Annotated in this window: 19 protein-coding genes; 17 read left to right on the top strand and 2 right to left on the bottom strand. The window is 72.1% G+C overall.

What is annotated here, in order from left to right:
- The first annotated feature begins 219 nt into the window (after positions 1–219).
- The 13 genes from trpB to AB0D08_RS11180 all read left to right on the top strand — a co-directional run bounded on the left by trpB (position 220) and on the right by AB0D08_RS11180 (position 16,602).
- Positions 220–1,458, top strand: coding sequence for a tryptophan synthase subunit beta (gene trpB / locus AB0D08_RS11240; protein WP_033820227.1), 1,239 nt, complete (start codon positions 220–222; stop codon positions 1,456–1,458).
- A gap of 2 nt (positions 1,459–1,460) precedes the next feature.
- The gene (trpA, locus tag AB0D08_RS11235) at positions 1,461–2,270 is read left to right on the top strand and encodes a tryptophan synthase subunit alpha (RefSeq protein WP_359887819.1); all 810 of its coding nucleotides are present in this window, start codon (positions 1,461–1,463) and stop codon (positions 2,268–2,270) included.
- 194 nt (positions 2,271–2,464) lie between these two features.
- Entirely contained in the window at positions 2,465–2,896 is a 432-nt protein-coding gene (locus tag AB0D08_RS11230; protein ID WP_359887817.1) for a helix-turn-helix domain-containing protein, read from the top strand.
- Positions 2,897–2,997: 101 nt separating this feature from the next.
- Positions 2,998–3,372, top strand: a complete 375-nt coding sequence (locus AB0D08_RS11225; protein ID WP_359887816.1) for a DUF4180 domain-containing protein — start codon at positions 2,998–3,000, stop codon at positions 3,370–3,372.
- 151 nt (positions 3,373–3,523) lie between these two features.
- Entirely contained in the window at positions 3,524–3,781 is a 258-nt protein-coding gene (locus tag AB0D08_RS11220) for a hypothetical protein (RefSeq protein ID WP_149038109.1), read from the top strand.
- Between the two features lie 144 nt (positions 3,782–3,925).
- Positions 3,926–4,441, top strand: coding sequence for a MauE/DoxX family redox-associated membrane protein (locus tag AB0D08_RS11215; RefSeq protein ID WP_359887815.1), 516 nt, complete (start codon positions 3,926–3,928; stop codon positions 4,439–4,441).
- A gap of 66 nt (positions 4,442–4,507) precedes the next feature.
- Positions 4,508–5,365, top strand: a complete 858-nt coding sequence (locus AB0D08_RS11210) for a thioredoxin domain-containing protein (RefSeq protein WP_359887813.1) — start codon at positions 4,508–4,510, stop codon at positions 5,363–5,365.
- 134 nt (positions 5,366–5,499) lie between these two features.
- Complete coding sequence (gene lgt, locus AB0D08_RS11205) at positions 5,500–6,471, top strand: prolipoprotein diacylglyceryl transferase (protein WP_359887811.1); 972 nt, start codon at positions 5,500–5,502, stop codon at positions 6,469–6,471.
- 210 nt (positions 6,472–6,681) lie between these two features.
- A complete protein-coding gene (locus AB0D08_RS11200) occupies positions 6,682–7,419 on the top strand; it encodes a VIT1/CCC1 transporter family protein (protein WP_359887809.1) in 738 nt (245 codons plus the stop codon).
- A gap of 446 nt (positions 7,420–7,865) precedes the next feature.
- Positions 7,866–12,464, top strand: a complete 4,599-nt coding sequence (gene gltB, locus AB0D08_RS11195; protein ID WP_359887808.1) for a glutamate synthase large subunit — start codon at positions 7,866–7,868, stop codon at positions 12,462–12,464.
- On the top strand, positions 12,457–13,917 hold the full coding sequence (locus AB0D08_RS11190) for a glutamate synthase subunit beta (RefSeq protein WP_033820219.1): 1,461 nt from the start codon (positions 12,457–12,459) through the stop codon (positions 13,915–13,917). The genes gltB and AB0D08_RS11190 overlap by 8 nt, the downstream gene beginning before the upstream one ends.
- A gap of 277 nt (positions 13,918–14,194) precedes the next feature.
- Positions 14,195–15,061: a helix-turn-helix transcriptional regulator gene (locus AB0D08_RS11185; protein ID WP_033820218.1), complete on the top strand. Its 867-nt coding sequence runs from the start codon at positions 14,195–14,197 to the stop codon at positions 15,059–15,061.
- Between the two features lie 83 nt (positions 15,062–15,144).
- Complete coding sequence (locus AB0D08_RS11180) at positions 15,145–16,602, top strand: aldehyde dehydrogenase family protein (protein WP_033820217.1); 1,458 nt, start codon at positions 15,145–15,147, stop codon at positions 16,600–16,602.
- Between the two features lie 49 nt (positions 16,603–16,651).
- Here the strand turns inward: AB0D08_RS11180 and AB0D08_RS11175 are convergent, their stop codons facing one another.
- The gene (locus tag AB0D08_RS11175; protein ID WP_359887805.1) at positions 16,652–17,644 is read right to left on the bottom strand and encodes an ArsR family transcriptional regulator; all 993 of its coding nucleotides are present in this window, start codon (positions 17,642–17,644) and stop codon (positions 16,652–16,654) included.
- Between the two features lie 62 nt (positions 17,645–17,706).
- Between AB0D08_RS11175 and AB0D08_RS11170 the strand changes: the two genes are divergently transcribed.
- Positions 17,707–18,942 carry an MFS transporter gene (locus AB0D08_RS11170; RefSeq protein ID WP_051812286.1) on the top strand — a complete coding sequence of 412 codons (1,236 nt, stop codon included), beginning with the start codon at positions 17,707–17,709 and terminating at the stop codon, positions 18,940–18,942.
- 142 nt (positions 18,943–19,084) lie between these two features.
- A complete protein-coding gene (locus tag AB0D08_RS11165) occupies positions 19,085–19,717 on the top strand; it encodes an MFS transporter (RefSeq protein WP_359887801.1) in 633 nt (210 codons plus the stop codon).
- A 73-nt stretch (positions 19,718–19,790) separates the two neighbouring features.
- On the opposite strand, the gene AB0D08_RS11160 is transcribed toward AB0D08_RS11165, so the two are convergent.
- Positions 19,791–21,608, bottom strand: a complete 1,818-nt coding sequence (locus AB0D08_RS11160; protein ID WP_033820215.1) for a 5'-nucleotidase C-terminal domain-containing protein — start codon at positions 21,606–21,608, stop codon at positions 19,791–19,793.
- A gap of 427 nt (positions 21,609–22,035) precedes the next feature.
- Between AB0D08_RS11160 and pyk the strand changes: the two genes are divergently transcribed.
- Positions 22,036–23,463: a pyruvate kinase gene (pyk, locus tag AB0D08_RS11155; RefSeq protein ID WP_033820214.1), complete on the top strand. Its 1,428-nt coding sequence runs from the start codon at positions 22,036–22,038 to the stop codon at positions 23,461–23,463.
- A gap of 230 nt (positions 23,464–23,693) precedes the next feature.
- The gene (locus AB0D08_RS11150; protein ID WP_359887797.1) at positions 23,694–24,677 is read left to right on the top strand and encodes a hypothetical protein; all 984 of its coding nucleotides are present in this window, start codon (positions 23,694–23,696) and stop codon (positions 24,675–24,677) included.
- Positions 24,678–25,076: the final 399 nt, after the last annotated feature.

The following is a 25,076-nucleotide window of genomic DNA, read 5'->3' as shown; positions in this document are numbered from 1 at the left end:
CACCATGTCACTCGCCTCCCGTCTCGCCCCCGGCTGCCGCCCGCGCGGCTGCCGCGCGCCCGCACGCCGGGTGCTGGGCCGACGGGTGCGGTACGTGATCGGCTGCGAGCCCGGACAGGTGCCCGGTCGCCGATGGCGCAGGACGCACGGCTGACCCTCGGGTCGCCGATCGACGTCACCGCACGCCATCCCGTTCACCACGCACCTCAAGGACTTCGCATGTCCGAGAATTACCAGCCGGGTACCCAGGTCCCGGACGCCCGCGGCTACTTCGGCGCCTACGGCGGGCGTTTCATCCCCGAGGCCCTGGTCGCCGCGGTCGAGCAGGTCGCCGACGAGTACGAGAAGGCCAAGGCCGACCCGGCCTTCGCCGCCGAGCTCGAGGCGCTGCTCAAGGACTACACCGGGCGGCCCAGCCCGCTGACCGACGTGCGCCGCTTCTCCGCCGAGGCGGGCGGCGCCCGTGTCCTGCTCAAGCGCGAGGACCTCAACCACACCGGCTCGCACAAGATCAACAATGTGCTGGGCCAGGCCCTGCTGACCCGCCGGATGGGCAAGACCCGGATCATCGCCGAGACCGGCGCCGGGCAGCACGGCGTGGCCACCGCCACCGCCTGCGCGCTGTTCGGCTTCGACTGCACCATCTACATGGGCGAGGTCGACACCGAGCGGCAGGCGCTCAACGTGGCCCGGATGCGGATGCTCGGCGCCGAGGTCATCGCCGTGAAGTCCGGCAGCCGCACCCTCAAGGACGCCATCAACGAGGCGTTCCGGGACTGGGTCGCCAACGTCGACTCCACCCACTACCTGTTCGGCACCGTCGCGGGCCCGCACCCGTTCCCCATGATGGTCCGCGACTTCCACCGGGTGATCGGCATCGAGGCCCGCGAGCAGGTGCTGGAGCGCACCGGCCGGCTCCCCGACGCGGTCGTCGCCTGCGTCGGCGGCGGCTCCAACGCGATGGGCATCTTCCACGAGTTCATCCCGGACGCCGGGGTGCGCCTGATCGGCTGCGAGGCGGCCGGCGAGGGCGCCGAGACCCCGAAGCACGCGGCCACCCTGACCAAGGGCGACCCGGGCGTCCTGCACGGCTCGCGCACCTACGTCCTGCAGGACGAGGACGGCCAGACCATCGAGAGCCACTCCATCTCGGCGGGCCTGGACTACCCCGGCGTCGGCCCGGAGCACGCCTGGCTGAAGGACACCGGCCGGGCCGAGTACCGTCCGGTCACCGACGACGAGGCGATGCAGGCGCTGCGCCTGCTGTCCCGCACCGAGGGCATCATCCCGGCCATCGAGAGCGCCCACGCCCTGGCCGGCGCGCTGGTGCTCGGCCGCGAACTCGGCCCCGAGGCGACCATCCTGGTCAACCTCTCCGGCCGCGGCGACAAGGACATGCACACCGCCGCGAAGTACTTCGGCCTCTACGACGACAACGCCGCCGACGGGGGCAAGTGACCATGACGCAGACCAAGCTGAGCACCACCCTCGCCGCCGTCAAGGCCGAGGGCCGGGCCGCCCTGATCGGCTACCTGCCGGCCGGCTTCCCGACCGTGGACGGCGGCATCAAGGCGATCCACGCACTGGTCGAGGGCGGCTGCGACATCGTCGAGGTCGGCCTGCCGCACTCCGACCCGGTGCTGGACGGCCCGACCATCCAGACCGCCGACGACATCGCGCTGCGGGCCGGCGTGAAGATCAAGGACGTGCTGCGCACCGTCGCCGAGGTGGCCGCGCGCACCGACACCCCGGTGCTGGTGATGACCTACTGGAACCCGGTCGACCGCTACGGCGTGGCCCGGTTCGCCGCCGACCTGGCGGCGGCCGGGGGAGCGGGCTGCATCCTGCCCGACCTGCCGGTCGAGGAGTCCGACGAGTGGCGCAAGGCGGCCGGTGAGCTGGGTCTGGACACCGTCTTCGTGGTCGCGCCCAGCAGCAAGGACCAGCGGCTGGGCGAGGTCACCGCGGCCGGCTCCGGGTTCGTGTACGCCGCCGCGGTGATGGGCGTGACCGGCACCCGGGCGCAGGTCGGCAACCTCGCCGAGGACCTGGTCGCCCGGACCCGGGCCGCCACCGAGCTGCCGGTCTGCGTCGGCCTCGGGGTCTCGACCGCCGACCAGGCGGCCGAGGTGGCCCGCTTCGCCGACGGCGTGATCGTCGGCTCGGCCTTCGTCCAGCGGCTGCTGGACGCGGACGGCGACGAGCAGGCCGGCCTGACGGCGGTCCGTGCGCTGGCCGCCGACCTGGCGGCGGGCGTCCGCCGCGGCTGACCGGTAGCACCCGTAGCTCCAGCACCACCCGTACCACCCGTACCACCCGTACGGCCTCGACGGCCCGGCGGTCCGTGCCCCGCGCGCGGACCACCGGGCCGTTCTCGTTTTCCGGGATGCTCCTAGAACTTCCCTATCCGTCCCCGACCCGATGGTAGTTTTGGGAGTGATGGAACAGTCCGAAGGGTGGCCCGATGCCGCAGCAGCTCTACTCGGTGGAACAGGTGGCCGGCCTGCTGGGCCTGCATGTGCGGACCGTGCGGGGCTACGTCCGCGACGGCCGGCTCCAGGCGGTCCGGATCGGCAAGCAGTACCGGATCGCGCGGGAGGACCTGGAGGCCTTCACCGGCCGGCCGCTCCCCGCGCCGGAGCCCGGGCGGCCCGCCCGCCGCAGCGAGGTGACCGCCGTCCTGCGGATCGAGGCGATCGACGTGGCGGCCGTGCAGCGGCTGAGCATGCTGCTCACCGCCTCGCTCGGCGGCCGACCGGCGGGCGGCGAGCCGGTGCGGGTCGAGACCGTCCACGATGCGGAACGCGCCGAGGCGAAGATCATCGTGATCGGAGGGGTGGCGGACACCGCCGAACTCCTGCGCCTGGTCGCCCTGCTGACGGACCAGCCGGACTGACGGACCGCCAAGGACTGCCAAGGACCGCCAAGGGCCACCAAGGACCGCCCTGACCGCCCGGACCGGTGTGCCCGGCCCCGACCGAGAAGAGGACCGACCCGATGCCCGAGACCCTGCAAGAGCTGCACGGCACGCCCGTCCTGCTGTGCGCGCCCGACGGACCGCCGCTGGCGGGTGAGCAGGACGCCCTCGACCTGATCGGTGAAGCGTTCGGGCTGGGCGCCCACTGGGTGGCCGTCCCGGCCGGGCGGCTGCCCGACGACTTCTTCTGGCTGCGCACCGGGCTGGCCGGCCGGATCGTCCAGAAGTTCGCCACCTACCGTCTGGGGTTCGCCGTGCTCGGGGACGTCTCGCGGCACACCGCCACCGGCACCGCGCTGGCCGACTTCGTCCGCGAGTGCAACGGGGGCCGCCAGGTCTGGTTCCTCGCGGACGCCGCGGGGCTCGCCGACCGGCTCGCGCCGCCGGCCCGCTGACGCCCCGGCAAGCCGAACGGGTGAACAGCGGAGCCGACACGCATCGGCCGGGGTTGACCGGCGTTGAGCGGAGGGACGTGTCCACGGTGCCTGCCGGCCTCCACGGTTCGTGCAGTGCCCGAACGATCCAGTCCCCGCGGAAGGACCGCCCGTGCCCTGTCTCCAGCGCTCCGTGCTGCTCCGCGCCGCTGCCGCCGCCCTGGCGCTGAGCGCCTGCGTGGGGGTGGACGCGGCGGTGGGACACGCGCTCGCCCGCAGCGGCGAGGAGCGGGCCAGGCAGGACGCGTACCTGTGCGGGGAGGCGGCCCGGCTGGCCGCCGAGGTGCGGGCCGACCGCTCCCTCCCGGGCGGTCGGCGGCCGCTGGAGGAACTCACCCGGCAGAGCCGCTGCGCCACCCGAAAGCCTTAAGTCGAATCGGACATATGACCGCCTAACCTCCCTCATTCGGCTTAATTCGTGAAACTGGAGGAACTCCCCCTTTTCCCCTACGGTTCATCAGGCAGGACGCCGTGCCCGCCGGGTGGCGGGTGCGATCGTAGGAGGGGGCCCGTGATGGCCAGTCAGCAGATCGCCGGGCCGAGCGCGGCCGGGCGCCTGCGCCGGGCGGTGGACGGCCCGGCGGCCGAGTGGTTCGGCCTGGTGGTCCGGCTCGCCCTCGCCGTGGTCTGGGGCTGGGCCGGGCTGGCGAAGATCTCCGACCCGGCCGAGGCGGCCCAGGCCGTCCGGGCCTACGAGGTCCTCCCCGAATCGCTGGTCAAGCCGATCGGCTACGGCCTGCCCTTCCTGGAGCTGGCCCTCGCGCTGCTGCTGCTGATCGGTCTCGGCACCCGGATCGTCGCCGTGATCTCCGCCCTGCTGCTGCTCGCCTTCATCAGCGGGATCGCCTCCGCCTGGGCGCGCGGCATCTCCATCGACTGCGGCTGCTTCGGCGGCGGCGGCACGGTGGACGCCTCGAAGACCGAGTACCTCCAGGAGATCCTGCGGGACTCCGGCTTCCTGCTGCTGGCCGCGTGGCTGATCTACCGGCCGCGGACGAAGCTCTCGGCCGACGCCTGGCTCGCCGCCTAGGCCCCGCGCCCTCCCCCACCCCCGGTGACCGATCGATCCCCCCTTTGGAACATGGACACAGCACCCATGAGTGAGAAGAACCGCGAAGGCAAGCGGAACGCCCGCGACCGGATGATCGAGGCGCGCGCCGCCGAGGAGGCGCGCGACAGGCGCAAGAAGAAACTGGTGGTGGGCGGTGCGGTCCTGGCCGTGATCGCCGTCGCCGTGGTGATCGGCGTGGTGGTGCAGAACCAGCGCTCCAAGCCGGAGACCCCGGTCGCCGCCCCCGCCGGCGCGATCGGCGACAAGAGCCTGGTGGTCCCGGCCGGCCCGGCCGACGCGCCCTCGGTGCTCACCGTGTACGAGGACCCGCGCTGCCCGGCCTGCGGCTCCTTCGAGCGCCAGTTCTCGCCCACCATCGACCAGCTCGAGGACCAGGGCAAGCTGTACGTCAACTACCACGTGGTGTCCTTCATCGACCGCTCGCTCGGCGGCAGCGGCTCCAAGTACGGCGCCAACGCGCTGGCCTGCGCCCAGGACGCCGGTCACTTCCGGGACTACCACGACGTGCTGTACCGCAACCAGCCGGACGAGACCAGCGACGCCTTCGGTGACAAGGCCACCCTGATCGAGCTCTCCAAGCAGGTCCCCGGCCTGGACACGCCGACCTTCGAGGCCTGCGTCAACGACAACAAGTACGGCGGCTGGGTGTCCGCGGTGCAGCAGGACTTCGACAAGTCCAGCTACAAGTCCACCCCGACCGTCCTGCTCAACGGCACCCCGGTCTACCCGAAGAAGGGTGACGAGCAGATCAGCCCGGAGAACCTGGTGAAGTGGGTCGACCAGGCCAACCAGGGCAAGACGCTCGGCACCACCGGCTCGGGCGGCCAGAGCCCCGCACCGACCAGCACCGCGGCCGAGAGCAACACCCCGCCCTCGCCCTGACCGCCGGGCCGTCCGCCGCCGCGCCGTCCGCCGCCGCACCCGGTGCCCCGGGTGCGGCGGCCCGCTGTTTGGCCAAGCTGTGACCGGCAGCGGTGCCGGAGTGGCGGGTGCGACACGGTAGCGTCGACCCTGTCATGGATATCGCTTACATTCCGAGCCCGTCGCGGGGCGTCCTGTACCTGGGACCGGTCCCGCTGCGCGCCTACGCGTTCTGCATCATCATCGGTGTCGTCGTGGCCGTGTGGCTCGGCAGCAAGCGCTGGGTCGCCCGCGGTGGCGGCAAGCACACCGTCGGCGACATCGCGGTCTGGGCGGTGCCGTTCGGCCTGGTCGGCGGCCGGCTCTACCACGTGATCACCGACAACCAGCTGTACTTCGGCGACGGCAAGAACCCGTGGAACGCCTTCAAGATCTGGGAGGGCGGCCTCGGGATCTGGGGCGCCATCGCGCTCGGCGCGGTCGGCGCCTGGATCGGCTGCCGCCGCCGGGGCGTGCCGCTGCCCGCGTACGCCGACGCCATCGCTCCCGGCATCGCGCTGGCCCAGGCCTGCGGCCGCTGGGGCAACTGGTTCAACCAGGAGCTGTACGGCAAGCCGACCACGCTGCCGTGGGGCCTGGAGATCGACAAGACGCTGCCGGACGGCACCGTCGTCACCGGCACCTACCACCCGACCTTCCTCTACGAGTCGCTGTGGTGTGTGGGCGTCGCCCTGCTGGTGATCTGGGCCGACCGCCGGTTCACCCTCGGCCACGGCCGGGCCTTCGCGCTGTACGTCGCCGCCTACACGGTGGGCCGCTTCTGGATCGAGTACCTGCGGATCGACGAGGCCCACCACATCCTGGGCCTGCGGCTGAACGACTGGACCTCGATCCTGGTCTTCGCCGGGGCCGTCGCCTACCTGGTGATCGTCGGCAAGAAGCGCCCGGGCCGCGAGGCACCGGACTCCATCGACCCGGCCGCCCGGGCCGAGGCCGAGAGCGCCGGGGCGGCCCCCGAGCCGGCGCCCGCCGGGTCCGAGGACTCCGACGGGCCCGCCGGAACGCCCGGGGACACCCCCGCGGACGCCGCGCACAAGCCCGGGAAGAGCTCCGACCACCCCTCCTGACCAGCCGTTCCACCTCTCCCGGCCGTCTGCACCCACCGTGGCGCAGGCGGCCGAAGGCGTGTTCGGACAGCCTTACTTTGCTGGAAACTTGCAGGTCAGATGGCTAACGTCGAGTCACGAGAGCCCTGCGGGCAGCCCGGCTCACGGCGCTTCGGCGTACCCGGCTGCGGTTGCCGGGGGAGGGAAGCTCGCCAGAAGGCCGAGGACAGCATGAGCGTGACCGTCACCGAACCCGCCGTCGAGGGACACCCGCGGATACCCCAGGAGGGTCACCACCGCGACGTCAACGGCGGCTGGCTGCGACCCGCCGTGTTCGGCGCGATGGACGGGCTGGTCTCCAACCTGGCCCTGATGACCGGGGTGGTCGGCGGTGACGTGGGCCGCAGTGCCGTGATCATCACCGGGCTGGCCGGGCTCGCGGCCGGCGCCTGCTCGATGGCGGCGGGGGAGTACACCTCGGTCGCCTCCCAGCGGGAGCTGGTCGAGGCCGAGATCGAGGCCGAGCGCCTGGAGCTGCGCCGCAACCCCAAGGGCGAGCTGGCCGAACTCGCCCAGCTGTACGTGGCCAAGGGGGTGGAGCCGGAGCTGGCCCTCGAGGTCGCGCGGCAGCTGTCGGTGGACCCGGAGCGGACCCTCGCCGTGCACGCCCGCGAGGAGCTCGGCATCGACCCGGAGGACCTGCCGTCGCCGGTGGTGGCCGCCGCCTCCTCGTTCGCCTGCTTCGCGGTGGGCGCGCTGCTGCCGCTGCTGCCGTACCTGCTGGGCGCCCACGCGCTGTGGCCGGCCCTGGCCGTCGCGGCGGTCGGGCTGTTCCTGTGCGGCGCGGTGGTCGCCCGGGTGACCGCCCGCAGCTGGTGGTTCAGCGGACTGCGCCAGTTGGTCCTGGGCGGCGCCGCCGCCGGGGTGACCTTCCTGCTGGGCCACCTGATCGGCGGCCACCTGGGGTGATGCCGCCCGTCCGCGGCTGTGCGATGACACATGAGGTTGCATGGGTATGCCGGATGATGCGTGATGTTCCGCACATGGGTACCGGCTTTCGCCTGGCCTAGTCTCGGCCGCAGGCGTAGCCGCCCGAGGAATCCCATCCCGCCGACCACCTGGCGGGATGGATTCGCAGGCGGGCGTGGAGCGGCCGTGTGGCCGGCGCATTTCGGCCCTGTTTCGCTCCGGGGCGCGCCGGGCACACTGGTGGCAACGCGCGCACCGGAGCCTGACTCCCCAGCCCCGGGCCGCCCCCCGGAAACGGCGCCTGACCTGCGGATTATGTCCGCGATGTGGACGCAATATTCCACTTCTCGGGATATCCGGCATCATGTAACCTGCACGAAATCGCATCAGGGCCAACGTCGTCCCTATTGCTCAGCTTCTTGCCAATGACGACGACGGGAGAGCCGATGCTGTCTGCATCCACGCACTCCGCCAACGAGCCCCAGCAGGCCGCCGCCCGGCCCTACGCGCTCGTTCCGGATGCGCGACCTGTAGCTCAGGGCCTGTACGACCCTCGCAACGAGCGTGACGCCTGCGGCGTCGGCTTCGTCGCCACGCTGACCGGCATCGCCGACCACACCGTCGTCGAGCAGGCGCTGACCGTGCTGCGCAACCTGGAGCACCGCGGTGCGACCGGCTCCGAGCCGGACTCCGGCGACGGCGCCGGAATCCTGACCCAGATCCCGGACGCCTTCCTGCGCTCCAAGGTCGGCTTCGAGCTGCCGGCCGCCGGCTCCTACGCCGTCGGCATCGCCTTCCTCCCGCAGGAGGAGGTCGCCGCCGACCTCGCCGTCGCGCAGATCGAGGAGATCGCCGCCGCCGAGGGCGCCACCGTGCTCGGCTGGCGCGACGTCCCCGTCACCCCCGACCTGCTCGGAGCCACCGCCCGCTCGGTGATGCCGCGCTTCCGGCAGCTGTTCGTCAGCCACGGCGAGAAGTCCGGCATCGCGCTGGACCGGGTCGCCTTCGTGGTCCGCAAGCGCGCCGAGCGCGAGGCCGGGGTGTACTTCCCCTCGCTCTCCGCCCGGACCATCGTCTACAAGGGCATGCTGACCACCGGCCAGCTGGAGCCCTTCTTCCCCGACCTGTCGGACCGGCTCTACGCCTCCGCGCTCGGCCTGGTGCACTCGCGCTTCTCCACCAACACCTTCCCGAGCTGGCCGCTGGCCCACCCGTACCGCTTCGTCGCGCACAACGGCGAGATCAACACGGTCAAGGGCAACCGGAACTGGATGACCGCCCGGGAGTCCCAGCTCGCCACCGACCTGATCGACGGCGACCTCAGCCGGATCTTCCCGATCTGCACCCCGGACCACTCCGACTCGGCCTCCTTCGACGAGGTCCTGGAGCTGCTCCACCTCGGCGGCCGGTCGCTGCCGCACGCGGTGCTGATGATGATCCCGGAGGCGTGGGAGAACCACGCCACCATGGAACCGGCCCGCCGCGCGTTCTACCAGTACCACTCCAACCTGATGGAGCCCTGGGACGGACCGGCCTGCGTCACCTTCACCGACGGCACCCGGATCGGTGCCGTGCTGGACCGCAACGGCCTGCGCCCGGCCCGGTACTGGGTCACCGAGGACGGCCTGGTGGTGCTCTCCTCCGAGGTCGGCGTGCTCGACCTGGACCAGGAGACGATCGTCAAGAAGGGCCGGCTGCAGCCCGGCAAGATGTTCCTGATCGACACCGCCGAGCACCGCATCGTCGAGGACGAGGAGCTCAAGGCCGGGCTCGCCGCCGAGCACCCGTACGAGGAGTGGGTGGCCGGCGGGCAGATCCAGCTGGCCAAGCTCCCCGAGCGGGAGCACATCCACCACACCCACGCCTCGGTCACCCGCCGTCAGCAGACCTTCGGGTACACCGAGGAGGAGCTGCGGGTCATCCTCGCGCCGATGGCGCGCACCGGTGGCGAGGCGCTCGGCTCGATGGGCACCGACTCGCCGATCGCGGCGCTGTCCGAGAAGCCGCGGCTGCTCTTCGACTACTTCGTGCAGCTGTTCGCGCAGGTCACCAACCCGCCGCTGGACGCCATCCGCGAGGAGCTCGTCACCTCGCTGCTGAGCAACCTCGGCCCCGAGGGCAACCTGCTGGACGCCAAGCCCTCGCACTGCCGCTCGGTCGGCATCACCTTCCCGGTGATCGACAACGACGAGCTGGCCAAGCTGATCCACATCAACGTGGACGGCGACCAGCCCGGCCTCAAGGCCGTCACCCTGTCGGGCCTGTACAAGGTCTCCAGTGGCGGCGCCGGCCTGGCCGCCCGCCTGCTGGAGATCGCGGCCGAGGCCGACGCGGCGATCGCCGACGGCGCCCGCATCGTGGTCCTCTCCGACCGCCATTCGGACGCCGAGCACGCGCCGATCCCCTCGCTGCTGCTCACCTCCGCGGTCCACCACCACCTGATCCGCACCAAGCAGCGCACCCAGGTGTCGCTGATCGTCGAGGCCGGTGACGTCCGCGAGGTGCACCACGTGGCGCTGCTGGTCGGCTACGGCGCCGGCGCGGTCAACCCCTACCTGGCGATGGAGTCGGTCGAGGACCTGGTCGCGCAGGGCGTCTTCATCGAGGGCGTCGAGCCGGCCAAGGCCATCAAGAACCTGATCAAGGCGCTCGGCAAGGGCGTGCTGAAGGTGATGTCCAAGATGGGCATCTCCACCGTGGCCTCCTACCGCGGCGCTCAGGTCTTCGAGGCGATCGGCCTGTCCCAGGAGCTGGTCGACGGCTACTTCTCCGGCACCACCACCAAGCTCGGCGGCATCGGCCTGGACGAGCTCGCCAAGGAGGTCGCCGCCCGGCACGCCAAGGCGTACCCGGCCTCCGGCATCCCGGCCGCGCACCGCGCGCTGGAGATCGGCGGCGAGTACCAGTGGCGCCGTGAGGGCGAGCCGCACCTGTTCGACCCGGACACGGTCTTCCGGCTGCAGCACTCCACCCGCTCGCGCCGCTACGACATCTTCAAGCAGTACACCGAGCGGGTGAACGAGCAGTCCGAGCGGCTGATGACGCTGCGCGGCCTGTTCAAGCTGGACGGCAAGGGCCGGGCGCCGATCGCGATCGACGAGGTCGAGCCGGTCTCCGAGATCGTCAAGCGGTTCTCCACCGGCGCGATGTCCTACGGCTCCATCTCGATGGAGGCGCACGAGACGCTGGCCATCGCGATGAACCGGCTCGGCGGCAAGTCCAACACCGGTGAGGGCGGCGAGGACCCGGAGCGCCTGTACGACCCGGAGCGCCGCTCGGCGATCAAGCAGGTCGCCTCCGGCCGGTTCGGCGTCACCTCCGAGTACCTGGTCAACGCGGACGACATCCAGATCAAGATGGCGCAGGGCGCCAAGCCCGGTGAGGGCGGCCAGCTGCCCGGCCACAAGGTCTACCCGTGGGTCGCCAGGACCCGGCACTCGACCCCGGGCGTCGGTCTGATCTCCCCGCCGCCGCACCACGACATCTACTCCATCGAGGATCTCGCCCAGCTGATCCACGACCTGAAGAACGCCAACCCGGCGGCCCGCATCCACGTGAAGCTGGTCTCCGAGGTCGGCGTCGGCACGGTCGCGGCGGGCGTCTCCAAGGCGCACGCGGACGTGGTGCTGGTCTCCGGCCACGACGGCGGCACCGGCGCCTCCCCGCTCACCTCGCTCAAGCACGCGGGCGGCCCCTGGGAGCTCGGCCTCGCCGAGACCCAGCAGACCCTGCTGCTGAACGGGCTGCGCGACCGGATCGTGGTGCAGACCGACGGCCAGCTGAAGACCGGCCGGGACGTGGTGATCGCCGCGCTGCTCGGCGCCGAGGAGTTCGGCTTCGCGACCGCCCCGCTGGTGGTCTCCGGCTGCATCATGATGCGCGTCTGCCACCTGGACACCTGCCCGGTCGGCGTCGCCACCCAGAACCCGGTGCTGCGCGAGCGCTTCTCCGGCAAGCCCGAGTTCGTGGTGAACTTCTTCGAGTTCATCGCGGAGGAGGTCCGCGAGATCCTCGCCGAGCTGGGCTTCCGCTCGATCGAGGAGGCGGTCGGCCACGCCGAGCACATCGACGCCGCCGACGCGATCACCCACTGGAAGGCCGCCGGCCTCGACCTGGCGCCGCTGTTCCACGTGCCCGAGCTCCCCGAGGGCGCGGCCCTGCACAACACCACCGTGCAGGACCACGCGCTCGACAAGGCGCTCGACAACCAGCTGATCGAGCTGGCCGAGGACGCCCTGGTGCGCGGCGACGCCGTCCGCATCCAGCTGCCGATCCGCAACGTCAACCGCACGGTCGGCACCATGCTCGGCCACGAGGTGACCAAGCGGTACCGCGGCGAGGGCCTGCCCGAGGGCACCATCGACGTCACCTTCACCGGCTCGGCCGGCCAGTCCTTCGGCGCCTTCGTGCCGCGCGGCATCACGCTGCGCCTCGAGGGCGACGCCAACGACTACGTCGGCAAGGGCCTGTCCGGCGGCGTGCTGATCGTCCGCCCGGCCCGCGAGGCGGCGGCCATCGGCGCCGACGCGCAGAGCCACGTGATCGCCGGCAACACCATCGGCTACGGCGCCACCAGCGGCCGGATCCACCTGCGCGGCAAGGCCGGCGAGCGGTTCGCCGTCCGCAACTCCGGGGCCACCCTGGTGGTCGAGGGCGTGGGCGACCACGGCCTGGAGTACATGACCGGCGGCAGGGTCGTGGTCCTGGGCGAGACCGGACGTAACCTGGCAGCGGGCATGTCCGGCGGTATCGCCTACGTCCTGGACCTGCGCCCGGCCAACGTCAACGAGGGCATGGTGGGCATCGAGGCCCCCACCGCCGACGACCGGGAGTGGCTGCGCGAGACCGTGCAGCAGCACTACGAGGAGACCGGCTCCACCGTCGCCGCCGAGCTCCTGGCCGACTGGGGCGGCGGCGTCAGCCGCTTCTCCAAGATCATGCCGACCGACTACAAGGCAGTGCTCGCCGCCAAGGACGCCGCTGAGCGCGACGGACTCTCCGAGTCCGAGACCACTCGCAAGATGATGGAGGCGGCACATGGCTGACCCCAAGGGCTTCCTGACCACGCCCAAGCAGCTGGCCGAGCGCCGTCCGGTGGACGTGCGCCTGCGGGACTGGAACGAGGTCTACGTCGAGCGCAGCCTGCTGCCGATCATCACCGAGCAGGCCGGCCGCTGCATGGACTGCGGCATCCCGTTCTGCCACAACGGCTGCCCGCTCGGGAACCTCATCCCCGAGTGGAACGACCTCGCCTACCGGGACGACTGGACCGGCGCGATCGAGCGGCTGCACGCGACCAACAACTTCCCGGAGTTCACCGGCCGCCTGTGCCCGGCTCCCTGCGAGTCGGCCTGCGTGCTGGGGATCAACCAGGACGCGGTGACCATCAAGAACGTCGAGGTCACCATCATCGACAAGGCCTGGGACCGCGGCGGCGTGGCCGCCCAGGTCCCGGAGCGGCTGTCCGGCAAGACGGTCGCCGTCGTTGGCTCCGGTCCGGCCGGCCTCGCCGCCGCCCAGCAGCTCACCCGGGCCGGGCACACCGTGGTGGTGTACGAGCGCGCCGACCGCATCGGCGGCCTGCTGCGCTACGGCATCCCCGAGTTCAAGATGGAGAAGCGCCACATCAACCGCCGCATCGAGCAGATGCGCGCGGAGGGCACCCGGTTCCGTACCGGCGTGCACGTGGGCGAGGACATCACCGGCCAGCAGCTGCGCGAGCGCTTCGACGCCGTGGTGCTGGCGGCCGGCGCCACCACCGCCCGCGATCTGCCGGTGCCCGGCCGGGAGTTCAAGGGCATCCACCAGGCGATGGAGTACCTGCCGCTGGCCAACAAGGTGCAGGAGGGCGACTTCGTCGAGCCGCCGATCAGCGCCAAGGGCAAGCACGTGGTCGTCATCGGCGGCGGCGACACCGGCGCGGACTGCGTCGGCACCGCCCACCGCCAGGGCGCGGCCTCGGTCACCCAGCTGGAGATCATGCCGCGTCCCGCCGAGGAGCGGCCCGGCCACCAGCCCTGGCCGACCATGCCGATGACCTACAAGGTCACCTCCGCGCACGAGGAGGGCGGCGAGCGGATCTACTCCGTCAACACCACCCACTTCACCGGCGACGAGGACGGCAACGTCCAGGAGCTGCACCTGGTCGAGGTGGAGTTCAAGGACGGCCGGTTCGAGCCGGTGCCGGGCAGCGAGCGGGTGCTCCCCGCCCAGCTGGTCACCCTGGCCATGGGCTTCACCGGCACCGACGTCAAGAACGGCCTGGTCGAGCAGCTGGGCGTCGAGCTCGACGCCCGGGGTAACATTGCCCGGGACGGGAAGTTCGGGACCAATGTGAACGGTGTCTACGTGTGCGGTGACGCCGGCCGCGGCCAGTCCCTGATCGTCTGGGCCATCGCCGAGGGCCGCTCCGCCGCTGCCGCGGTGGACAGGTTCCTGGGTGGCAAGACCCCGCTTCCCGCTCCGATCCGCCCGACCGACCGTCCGCTGACGGTCTGACGGCACCCCTACCCTCAACCCGATCCGCCGGGTGCCCCCTCGGGCCCGGCTGCAGTACCCGTGACCCGTCAGAGCCGCCGGGCCGGTATGCGGCGCCTGCCCATTCCCCGACCAGGTATGGGGCAGGCGCCGTTCTGCTGCCCGCGCCGTTCCGCTGCCCGCAGGCCGCTCGCGGTCAAGAAGTTGATTTTTCGTCCATTCCTGGTCCTGTGGCGCTCCCAGGTGAAAGGATGCCGCAGGTGAAGAACGCGGGTTCGACCGGTGGAGGTGGTCCGGGATGAGCGGCCAGCAGGCGGGCAGCGGGACGACCGCACGGCGCATGGTGCTCGGCTCCCGGCTGCGCAGGCTCCGCGAGGCCAGCGGCGTCACCCGGGAACAGGCCGGCTACTCGATCCGCGCCTCCGAGTCGAAGATCAGCCGGATGGAGCTCGGCCGGGTCGGCTTCAAGGCCCGCGACGTCGCCGACCTGCTCACCCTCTACGGCGTCCACGAGGACGACAGCCGCGCCGCCGTCCTCGGACTGCTCCAGGAGGCCAACGCCCCCGCCTGGTGGCAGTCCTACGGCGACGCGGTACCCGGCTGGTTCCAGGCCTACCTCGGGCTCGAGGAGGCCGCCTGCACCATCGGCAGCTACGAACTCCAGTTCGTCCCCGGCCTGCTGCAGACCGAGGAGTACGCCCGCGCCGTCATCCGGCTCGGCAACCCGGCCACCCCCGCCGCCGAGATCGACCGGCGGGTCGCCGTGCGGCTGCGCCGCCAGCGGCTGCTGGAGACCCGGCCCGCCGCCGAACTGCTGATCATCGTGGACGAGGCCGCCCTGCGCCGCCCCTGCGGCGGACCCGAGGTGATGCGCCGGCAGCTGCACCGCCTGGTCGAACTCGCCGCCCACCCCCACCTCACCCTCCAGGTGATGCCGCTCGGCGGCGGCGGGCTGGCCGCCGAGAGCGGCTCGTTCACCGTACTGAGCTTCCCCGAGCGGGACCTGCCGGACCTGGTCTACCTGGAACAGTTCACCGGCGCCCTCTACCTGGACCGCCCCGCCGAGGTCGCCGAGTACGCCGCGGCGCTGGAGCGGCTGCGCGCCGAGAGCCTCACCCCGGAGCGGACGGCGGCCCTGCTGCACACCATCCTCCAGGAGGACTGACCCCCAAGACGACTGACACATCAGTACGATGATGTCTCGTCAGTTGGACCCGGGATCCCCGGGTGCCCAGTGAAGGGGAGCGGATGTCCTACATCGAGGAACTGTCGCTGCAGTACATCGACGGCCAGTGGCGAGCCGGCAGCGGCTCCTGGGACATCGTCGACCTCAACCCGTACACCGGCGAGAAGCTGGCCGCCATCACGGTCGCCACCGTCGAGGAGGTCGACCAGGCCTACCGCGCCGCCGAACGGGTCCAGAAGGACTGGGGGAAGCTCAACCCCTACACCCGGCGGCTGGTCTTCGAACGCGCCCTGCGGATCATGGAGGACCGCGAGCAGGAGATCACCGAGACGATCATCGCCGAACTCGGCGGCACCCGGCTCAAGGCCGGCTTCGAACTCTCCCTCTGCCGCGACATGCTGCGCGAGGCCATGCAGCTCTCGCTGCGCGCCGAAGGCCGGATCCTGCCCTCCCCGGTGGACGGCAAGGAGAACCGCCTCTACCGGCTGCCGGTCGGCGTGGTTGGCGTGATCAGCCCGTTCAACTTCCCGCTCTTCCTCTCCCTCAAGGCCGTCGCCCCGGCGCTCGCCCTCGGCAACGGCGTCGTCCTCAAGCCGCACCAGGACGCCCCGATCACCGGCGGCACCCTGATCGCCAAGATCTTCGAGGAGGCCGGGCTCCCCGCGGGCCTGCTCAACGTCCTGCTCACCGACATCGCCGAGATAGGCGACGCCTTCCTCGAGCACCCGGTGCCCAAGGTGATCGCCTTCACCGGCTCCGACAAGGTCGGCCGCCACGTCGCCCAGGTCGCCGCCGGCCACTTCAAGCGCACCGTCCTCGAACTCGGCGGCAACAGCGCCCTGATCGTGCTCGACGACGCCGACCTCGACTACGCCGTCGACGCCGCCGTGTTCAGCCGCTTCGCCCACCAGGGCCAGGTCTGCATGGCCGCCAACCGGGTGCTGGTCGACCGCAGCGTCGCCGAGGAGTTCACCGCCAAGTTCGTTGCCAAGATCGCCACCCTCAAGGTCGGCGACCCGCTCGACCCGGCCACCCAGATCGGTCCGCTGATCAACTCCGCCCAGGCCGACTCGGTCACCGCCCAGGTCGACCACGCCGTCGGCCAGGGCGCCACCGTCCTGCTGCGCGGCGCCACCGTCGGCACCCTGATGGACCCCGTCGTCCTCACCGACGTCCCCGCCGACGCGCCCATCCTGCACCAGGAACTCTTCGGCCCGGTCGTGGTCGTGCTCCCCTTCGACGGCGAGGACGAGGCCGTCCGGATCGCCAACGACACCCCGTTCGGCCTCAGCGGCGCCGTCCACACCGGCAGCGTCGAGCGCGGCGTCAAGCTCGCCCAGCGGATCGAGACCGGCATGATCCACATCAACGACGGCACCATCCACGACGAGCCGATCGTCCCCTTCGGCGGCGAGAAGAGCTCCGGCGTCGGCCGCCTCAACGGCGACGCCACCGTGGAGGCCTTCACCACCCTCAAGTGGATCTCCATCCAGCACGAGCGCAGCCGCTTCCCCTTCTAGGCGCTACCGGCTCACCGGGGCGGCCCGAAACCGGGCCGCCCCGGCGCCCCTACCCGCCCGCCGCCACCAGCGACTCCGCGACCGCCGTCCGCAGGTACAGCACCGTCCGCCCGGTCCGGTGGCGCGCCACCAGACCCGCCCCGCGCAGCGCCGTCAGATGGTGCGACACGTTCGGCGCCGACAGACCCGTACGCTCCGCCAGCTCCGACGTCGACACCGGCGCCGCCAACTCCGCCAGCAGCAGCGCCCGCGCCCGCCCCAGCACCGCCGCCAGACCACCCGGGACCGCCACCGGCCGCTCCCACAGCGTCGCCACCCCGCGCGGCGCGTACACCAGACCCGGCTGCAACGGCGGATTCGACTGCGAATACACCCCCGGCCAGGCGAACACCGACGGCACCAGCACCAGCCCCCGGCCCCCCTCCAGCACCCGCTCCGCCGCGAACCACCGGTGCGCCACCCGCAACGTCCCCGACGCCCACGACACCCGCGGATGCAGATCCTCGAACAGCGCCGCCGGCCCGCCCACCGACATCTGCCGCGCCCGCCGCAGCACCTCACCCTCCACCAGCCGGACGATCCGCGGCCAGTGCGGCTCCAACGCCGCAGCCCAGTACGCCCGCACCTCCCCGGCCAGCCGCGCCAGCCCCGCCACCGGATCCGCCCGCAACCCCGCCACCAGCGGCGGCAACCGGCCCTCGATCCGCCCCAGGTCCACCCGCACCTGCGCCGGCTCCGTCGCCACCAGGTGCGCCAACTCCTCCTCCAACGTCGGGGCGAGACCCACCGGCACCGGCGTCAGGAAATCCGGCGTGTACACCGTCGGCACCGGCACCAACTGCTCCAGCAGCCCGAACCCCACCCCCGCCAGCGCCTCCCGGGCCTGCCGCACCCACGGCAGGTGCACCGCGTGCGCGCCCGGCTCCTTCAACACCTGCACGCTGTTCACCACCTCCCACAGCGGCGAGGACGCGAACCGGGTCAGCGCCACGTCCTGCGCCGAGAACTCCAGCGTCAGCATCCACCCCTCCCAGGACTCCACCGAGGATTCCACCAGAACGAAATCTCTGGGCCCCGCCCGCCCGGCGCCCGACGATCGACAGCATGACCAGCGCGACCCTCGACACCCCGCCCCGCACCCGCCGGCCCAAGGCCGCACGGCAGCGTAACCTCCTCGGCGCCCACCTCGTCGACAGCCTCGGCAGCGGACTCCTGCTCGCCTTCACCGTCGTCTACTTCGCCCGCACCACCACCCTCGGCCTGCCCGCCATCGGCGCCGCCATCAGCCTCGCCCGGCTGCTCGCCCTGCCCGTCGCCCTGCTGACCGGCCCGGTCATCGACCGCTACGGCGCCCGCCGGGTCGCCGCCGCCGCCAACCTGCTCTCCGCCCTCGCCCACACCGGCTTCCTCGCCGCCCACCAGACCTGGCAGATCATCACCGTCGTCCTGCTCGCCCAGGCCGGCACCGCCGCCTACTGGACCGCCAGCACCGGCCTGGTCGTCCTCGCCGCCGAACCCGGCGACCGCCCCCGCTGGTTCGCCCTGGTCGGCGCCCTGCGCAACGGCGGCCTCGCCGTCGGCGGCGCTCTCGGCGCCCTGCTGCTCGCCACCGGCGGCACCACCGGCCTGCGCGCCACCGTCCTGCTCAACGCCGCCAGCTTCGCCCTCGCCGCCACCCTGCTCGCCACCTGGCGGCCCCTCAACACCCCCGTCACCACCCGCACCGGCCACGAGGGCAGCTACCGCACCGTCCTGCGCGACCGCCGCTACCTGCTGCTCGTCGCGATCAACCTCAGCTTCGTCTTCGCCTCCCTCGTCCTCAGCCTGCTGCTCGCCCTCTACCTCACCGAAGGACTCCACCAGCAGGCCTGGCTGGCCGGCTGGCTGCTGGTCCTCAACAGCGCCCAGATCGTGCTCACCCAGACCGCCGTCACCCGCCGCCTCGGCCACCGCCGCGCCACCCGCGTCCTGATCGCCGGCTCACTGCTCAACGCCCTCGCCTTCGCCCTGTTCGCGCTGCTCGCCGCCGCGCCCGGCTGGGCCGCACTGGCCGGGGCCCACCTCGCCATGCTGATCTACAACCTCGCCGAGACCGTCGCGGGCCCCTTCTCCGAGGAACTCTCCGTCCGCCTCGCCGACCCCCGCCTGCGCGGCCGCTACCTCGCCGTCTACCAGCTCTCCTGGACGGCCGGACAGACCGCCGCCCCGTTCCTGCTCACCCTGCTGCTCGCCCAGGGACCCGCCTGGCCGTGGGCACTGCTCGGCGGCCTCAGCCTGGCCGCCGTCCCGGCGCTGCTGCTCCTCGAACGCCTCGGCACCGGCACCCCGGAGCCCGCCTGACGACCGGAGCCCGCCTGACGACCGGTGCCCGCTGCCCCGGCGGCCACACCGGTGCAACCGGACGGCCACCGCCCGGCGTCCCACCCCCGTACCGCTGTCATCCGTCCGTACCACCGCCATCCGTCCCCGGGGGTCGCCCGCCATGTGGAGCGCACTGGGCCTGCTCTTCGCCGCCGTCCCGCCGGCCGCCTGGTGGCTGCTGGCCAGGACCCGGCAGACCGGGCCGGTGGTCGCCGTCGCCCTGGCCGCCGCCGCGGGCGCACTCCTCGCCGTGCAGCACGGCTGGACCCCGGTCGGCCGGGCCGACGCCCACCTGCTGTACGCGCTGGTGGCGGTGGTGCTGATCGTCGGGGGTGTGCTGCTCGAACGGCAGCAGGAGGGCCCCGGCCGAGACCGCTGGATCCGCCGCCGGCGAGCCGCCACCGGGCTGCTCGCCGCCCAGCTCGCCGTCACGCTCCTCGGCTCGCTGCTGTACGTGCTCACGACCGCCGAGCCGTCCGGGCCGCCGTCCGCCCGGGACGTCCCGCAGCTGCCGCCCGGCCTGGTCGAGCTCTCGCAGCAGACCGGCTGCGGCACCGGGAACTGCTTCCGGCTGGTCGTCGTGGGCAGCACCACGGGACTGTCCCCGGCCGAGACCGCCCGCGCCCTCGGCCGGCCGAAGGAGACCTGCCGGCCCAACGGCCTGCTTCTGGACCGGCGCAAGCTGTGCGTCGGCGTCCGGGCCACCGAGGAACGGGTGGTCCTCTACGTCACCCTGTCCGGCCTGCTGGACTGACCGGGCCGCCCGGACCACCGAACGGGGGCCCGGCGGACGTGGTGTCCGCCGGGCCCCCGCTGTGCCGTCCGGTCTAGAACAGCGGCACGCCCGCACGGACCAGGCGCCAGGTGCCACCGCTGATCTCGGTGGGGTCGATCACGCCCTTGGCCTTCACCCAGGCGATCATCGTGTTGCGGATCTCGTCGGAGTTCGACCAGACCTTGGTGGCGGCCGCGACGTGCGGGAAGTTGCCGCCGCCGTTGGCCCGGTAGTTGTTGACCGCGAGGACGAACTGGGCGGCCGGCTCGACCGGCTTGCCCTCGTACGACAGGCCGGTGATCCGCGAGCCGACCGGCTGGGTCAGGTCGATGTCGTAGGACACCCCGTAGACCGAGTCGTAGTTGTAGTCCGGGATGTTGAGCTGGTTGGTCAGGGTGTCCAGGTTGACCGGGTCGCTCGGTGCCAGCTGTGCGAAGTACCGGGCGGAGTACTCCAGGTAGTCCTTGATCTGGGCGCCGGTGAGCAGCCGGGCCTCCAGGGTGTTCTCGTAGATGTACAGCCCGGCGGCGTCCCGCAGCTTCACCTCGCCGGCCGGGATCAGCGCGGTGCGGTTGAACGGCGCGGCCTGGGCCAGCACCGGCAGCGCCGCGTACGAGGTGCCGGCCAGGGCGGTCCTGACGGCGTCGGCCTGCACCCGGCCGATCAGGTCGATGATCGGGACGTCCTTGAACCGGGCCTCGGCGATGGACAGTTCGGTCTTGCTGGTGCCGATCACCTGGTTGACGTAGCCGACCACCTTCTTGTGCTGGGCGCCGATCAGCTTCACGATCGCCGGGTCCTCGGCCACCGTGTTGGAGTTCAGCACCCGGGAGGTGACGGCGGTGACCGACCACGCACCGCGCCGGTACTCCACCTCGAAGTCGAAGCAGGTCAGCCGCTCGCCCCAGCACAGCGGCTCGGAGAGCACCACGGTCTTCCCGGTGGTCTTGTTGACCACCAGCCGCTGCGGGATCTCCTTGTGCGCGTGACCCACCAGCACTGCGTCGACCCCCGGCACGGTCTCGGCCAGTTGCACCGAGGCGTTCTCCGGCCAGGGCAGCTGGTCGCCGTAGGAGGAGACCTCGTCCATGCCCGAGTGCGAGGCCACCACCACGACGTCGGCGCCCGCCGCGCGCAGCCGCGGCACGTACTTCTGCGCCATCTCGACGATGCCGGGGAAGACCAGCTGCCCCGAGACGTTGGCCTTGTCCCAGATGGCGATGCCCGGGTTGGTCAGCCCGAGGATGCCCACCCGCAGCGGCCGCCCGTGGCCGAGGTGCAGCTCCTTGATCACGTACGGGGCGAAGGCCGGGCGCTCGCTCTTCGCGTCCTGCGCGTTGGCGCCGAGCAGCGGGAAGTCCAGCTGCTTCTCGTAGGCGCGCAGCAGCGGGATGCCGTAGTTGAACTCGTGGTTGCCGAGCGCGGCCGCGTCGTAGCCGATCGCGTTCATCGCGGCGGCCATCGGGTGCTTCGGCGGGCGCTTGCCGGTGATCGGCTCGACCCGGGCGTAGTAGTACGACAGCTGGGTGCCCTGGATGGTGTCGCCCGCGTCGATCAGCAGGGTGCGGTGGCAGCCCTTCTCCTCGCGGACCTGCTTCACCAGGGTGGAGATCTTGGCCAGGCCGACGTCGTTGTGCGCCTTGTCGTCGTACTCGGAGTCGGTGAAGTACTCCCAGTTGAGCACGTGGCCGTGCAGGTCGGTGGTGCCCATCACGGTGAAGGTCTCCTTGGCCGGCGCCCGCCCGGCCACCTCGTCGGCGCCCTTGGCGGCGGCCGGTGTGGCGGCGGCCACCGGGACGGCGCCGACCAGGGCGGCGCCGGCCGCGGTGGCGGCGGAGCGGGTCACGAAATCACGGCGGTTCAGGGGCATGAACGACTCCAACGTGGGGCGGACGGACCGTCAGGTGCACTGGCGGGACCAGGTCGTGACGCGCGTAGAAGTCTGCCCGTCCGAACGTGCGGGGGCCAGCCCCCGGACGTTTCCAGCAGGTGAGATCTTGGCGACCCCGGCGTGACGCGCCGACCGCGCCGGGTCACCGGGGCCCGGCCCCGGTGCGTCAACCGGCCGCGGCCGGCCTCACCCCCGCCACCGACCGGAGGCCCCCCGGAGGCTCCCGAAGACCGCCCGCCGGGGTGTCCGCGCAGCTCGCGGCGGTCCGTCCATCGGAGAGAACTCCAACTCTCCGCACGGCAAGTCACGATGTGTCAGTTTGTTAATCAAAACTTTCTGCAACTGCCACCGCGCGGCCCGGCGGAACTTCGTTGTTACGCACCGGTAATGCCTACGCTCTAGAGACATGCGCCGAGCAAAAATCGTCTGTACCCTCGGGCCGGCCGCCGACACGTTCGACCAGATCAAAGCCCTGGTCGACGCCGGAATGGACATCGCCCGATTCAACCTCAGCCACGGCACCCAACTGGAGCACGAGGAACGCTACCGCCGGGTCCGCAAGGCCTCCGACGAGGCCGGCCGCAGCGTCGGCATCCTCGTCGATCTCCAGGGCCCGAAGATCCGGCTGGGCACCTTCGCCGACGGACCGGTACTTCTTGAACGCGGCGACGAGTTCACGATCACCGTCGAAGACGTCCAGGGCGACCGCGACCGCTGCGGAACCACCTACCCCGGCCTCGCCGCCGACGTCTCCCGCGGCGAACGCATCCTCATCGACGACGGCCGTGTCTGCCTCGAAGTCACCCACGTCGACGGCCCCCGCGTGCACTGCATCGTCATCGAGGGCGGCCTCATCTCCGACCACAAGGGACTCAACCTCCCCGGCGTCGCCGTCTCCGTCCCCGCACTCAGCGACAAAGACGTCGCCGACCTGCGGTGGGCCCTCAACACCGGCGCCGACCTGATCGCCCTCTCCTTCGTCCGCACCGCCAAGGACATCGACGAGGTGCACCGGATCATGGCCGAGGAGGGCCGCACCCTCCCCGTCATCGCCAAGATCGAGAAGCCGCAGGCCGTCGACAACCTCGAAGCCATCGTCGACGCCTTCGACGGCATCATGGTCGCCCGCGGCGACCTGGGCGTCGAACTCCCCCTGGAACAGGTCCCGATCGTCCAGAAGCGCGCCGTCAAGCTGGCCAAGCGCAACGCCAAGCCGGTCATCGTCGCCACCCAGATGCTCGACTCGATGATCAACGCCTCCCGGCCCACCCGCGCCGAGGCCTCCGACGTCGCCAACGCCGTCCTCGACGGCACCGACGCCGTGATGCTCTCCGGCGAGACCTCCGTCGGCAAGTACCCGGTCGAGACCGTCAAGACCATGAGCCGCATCATCGAAGCCGCCGAGGCCGACATCCTCGCCGCCGGCCTCCCCCCGCTCACCGAACACAACAAGCCCCGCACCCAGGGCGGAGCCGTCGCCCGCGCGGCCGCCGAGATCGGCGACTTCCTCGACGCCAAGTACCTGATCGCCTTCACCCAGAGCGGCGACACCGCCCGCCGCCTCACCCGCTACCGCTCGCCCATCCCCGTGCTCGCCTTCACCTACGAGCCGCCCGTGCGCAGCCAACTCGCCCTCACCTGGGGCGTGGAGACCTTCCTCGGCCCCTTCGTCCCCACCACCGACGAGATGGTCGCCCAGGTCGACGCGCAGCTGCTCAGCCTCGGCCGCTGCCAGCGCGGCGACATCGTCATCATCACCGCCGGCTCGCCCCCCGGCCTGGCCGGCTCCACCAACCTGGTCCGCGTCCACCACGTCGGCGAACTCCACAACTGACCGTCCCGCACCCCGCAACACCCCACCGGCGCCGCCCCTTCGGGAAGGGGCGGCGCCGCCGTGCGTCCGGACGCCCACCGCCGGCCGGCTTCACGTTCCCGCACCGATCACGGCGGGCGGGCACCGGAACCGTCCCCATCCGGTCACAGCGCCCCGCACACCCCGTCCACCCGGGTACGTTCCCCTCGACCGGCCCGGCAGCAGGGCCGCCCACAAGGGGACAACCCGCCATGAGCAGCAGCAGACCGCGCAGATCCACCACCCTCGCCCTCGCCGCAGCCCTCCTCGCCGCAGGCCTCGCCACCGCCTGCGACCCCACCGGCAGCTCCGACGCCGCGCCCGCCGCCCCGACCGCCACCACCGCCGCCCCGGGCGCCGCCACCACCGCGAGCCCGGCCGGGAAGGCCACCGCCGGCACCGTCACCATCGACCGGACCGCCTACTGGGGCGGACTGCGCTTCGACATCAAGACCGCCGCCTACACCCCCGACCCCGACGGCAGCGGCTACAAGGTCGTCCTCACCACCACCGTCACCAACACCTTCCGGACCAGCCCGGTCCACTACTGGCCCGACATCGCCCTCGACCTCAACGGCACCCCCGTCCGCGGCGACGTCGGCACCGCCGCCCCGCCCACCCCCGGCGCCACCAACCCGCTGCCCATCACCTTCACCGGCACCGGCACCTTCGGCTACGACGGCGCCTCACTCGTCCTCGGCGAGTCCGGCCAGGCCCAGGCCGCCGTCCCGCTCGGCAAGGGTGGCCGCCCCGCCGTCACCCTCGCCCCCGTCGAGCTCAAACTCCCCACCGCGGCCACCATCACCTCCGGCCGCCTCGGGCTCACGCTCAAGTCCGCCGAACTGCGCGCGGACGTCGGCGGCGGCAGCGGCGACGGCGCCCTCACCCTCGGCCAGCGCGCCCTGAAGGTCGTCTTCGATCTGAACGGCAAGGTCGGCCCGGCCGGAATGGCCGTCGACGGCGCCACCCTGCGCCTCAAGCTCCCGAACGGCCAGGAGGTCGGCCCCACCGTCGCCCCCATCGAGGCCATCTACCCCGACCGCCCCACCCGCCAGGACCAGGTCGCCTGGTTCGTCTTCCAGGGCGCCACCGACGGCGACTACACCCTCTCCGTCACCGACCCCGACAACACCGCGGCCCCCGCCACCGCCACCTTCCCGGCCACCGGCGTCAAGGACAGCGGCCCGGTCAACTGACACCCCGCCGCCCGGCGGCGCGGCCCTCCGTGGGGGAGGGCCGCGCCGTCGCCGCTTGGGCCCGACGTGCGCGTCCAGCAACGCCACCGACGCCCGCCGGGCGACCGAGACGTTGACCTGGCCGCGTGGGCGGGGGAGCGAGGCCTTCCACTCGACCCCGAGCGAGTCGAGGGTGCGGGTGAAGATGCCCCGGATATCGGCCGAGGTGTTGGTGAAGGAGTACCGCGGGTACTCGTGGCGCCGGACCACGCCTTCGACGGTGCGGGTCGCCCAGTTGGTGATCCGGCACCCGTCGGAGTGGATCAGACCGCGGACAGTCCCCACGGACGGGTGTCCACCATCGGGATCGAACGGCGAACCGTCCGGGAGATGCGGAGGGGCCGGATATCACTCAAGGTG

It is taken from the genome of Kitasatospora sp. NPDC048540, from assembly GCF_040651175.1.
Taxonomy (GTDB): domain Bacteria; phylum Actinomycetota; class Actinomycetes; order Streptomycetales; family Streptomycetaceae; genus Kitasatospora.
The sequence above is the reverse complement of the archived record's forward strand: the minus strand, read 5'-3'. Positions and strand labels throughout refer to the sequence as shown.

Coding starts and splice junctions, on each gene's coding strand:
- trpB (WP_033820227.1), top strand. CDS start 220: ATGTCCGAGAATTACCAGCCGGGTACCCAGGTCCCGGACGCCCGCGGC.
- trpA (WP_359887819.1), top strand. CDS start 1,461: ATGACGCAGACCAAGCTGAGCACCACCCTCGCCGCCGTCAAGGCCGAG.
- AB0D08_RS11230 (WP_359887817.1), top strand. CDS start 2,465: ATGCCGCAGCAGCTCTACTCGGTGGAACAGGTGGCCGGCCTGCTGGGC.
- AB0D08_RS11225 (WP_359887816.1), top strand. CDS start 2,998: ATGCCCGAGACCCTGCAAGAGCTGCACGGCACGCCCGTCCTGCTGTGC.
- AB0D08_RS11215 (WP_359887815.1), top strand. CDS start 3,926: ATGGCCAGTCAGCAGATCGCCGGGCCGAGCGCGGCCGGGCGCCTGCGC.
- AB0D08_RS11210 (WP_359887813.1), top strand. CDS start 4,508: ATGAGTGAGAAGAACCGCGAAGGCAAGCGGAACGCCCGCGACCGGATG.
- lgt (WP_359887811.1), top strand. CDS start 5,500: ATGGATATCGCTTACATTCCGAGCCCGTCGCGGGGCGTCCTGTACCTG.
- AB0D08_RS11200 (WP_359887809.1), top strand. CDS start 6,682: ATGAGCGTGACCGTCACCGAACCCGCCGTCGAGGGACACCCGCGGATA.
- gltB (WP_359887808.1), top strand. CDS start 7,866: ATGCTGTCTGCATCCACGCACTCCGCCAACGAGCCCCAGCAGGCCGCC.
- AB0D08_RS11190 (WP_033820219.1), top strand. CDS start 12,457: ATGGCTGACCCCAAGGGCTTCCTGACCACGCCCAAGCAGCTGGCCGAG.
- AB0D08_RS11185 (WP_033820218.1), top strand. CDS start 14,195: ATGAGCGGCCAGCAGGCGGGCAGCGGGACGACCGCACGGCGCATGGTG.
- AB0D08_RS11180 (WP_033820217.1), top strand. CDS start 15,145: ATGTCCTACATCGAGGAACTGTCGCTGCAGTACATCGACGGCCAGTGG.
- AB0D08_RS11170 (WP_051812286.1), top strand. CDS start 17,707: ATGACCAGCGCGACCCTCGACACCCCGCCCCGCACCCGCCGGCCCAAG.
- AB0D08_RS11165 (WP_359887801.1), top strand. CDS start 19,085: ATGTGGAGCGCACTGGGCCTGCTCTTCGCCGCCGTCCCGCCGGCCGCC.
- AB0D08_RS11160 (WP_033820215.1), bottom strand. CDS start 21,608: ATGCCCCTGAACCGCCGTGATTTCGTGACCCGCTCCGCCGCCACCGCG.
- pyk (WP_033820214.1), top strand. CDS start 22,036: ATGCGCCGAGCAAAAATCGTCTGTACCCTCGGGCCGGCCGCCGACACG.
- AB0D08_RS11150 (WP_359887797.1), top strand. CDS start 23,694: ATGAGCAGCAGCAGACCGCGCAGATCCACCACCCTCGCCCTCGCCGCA.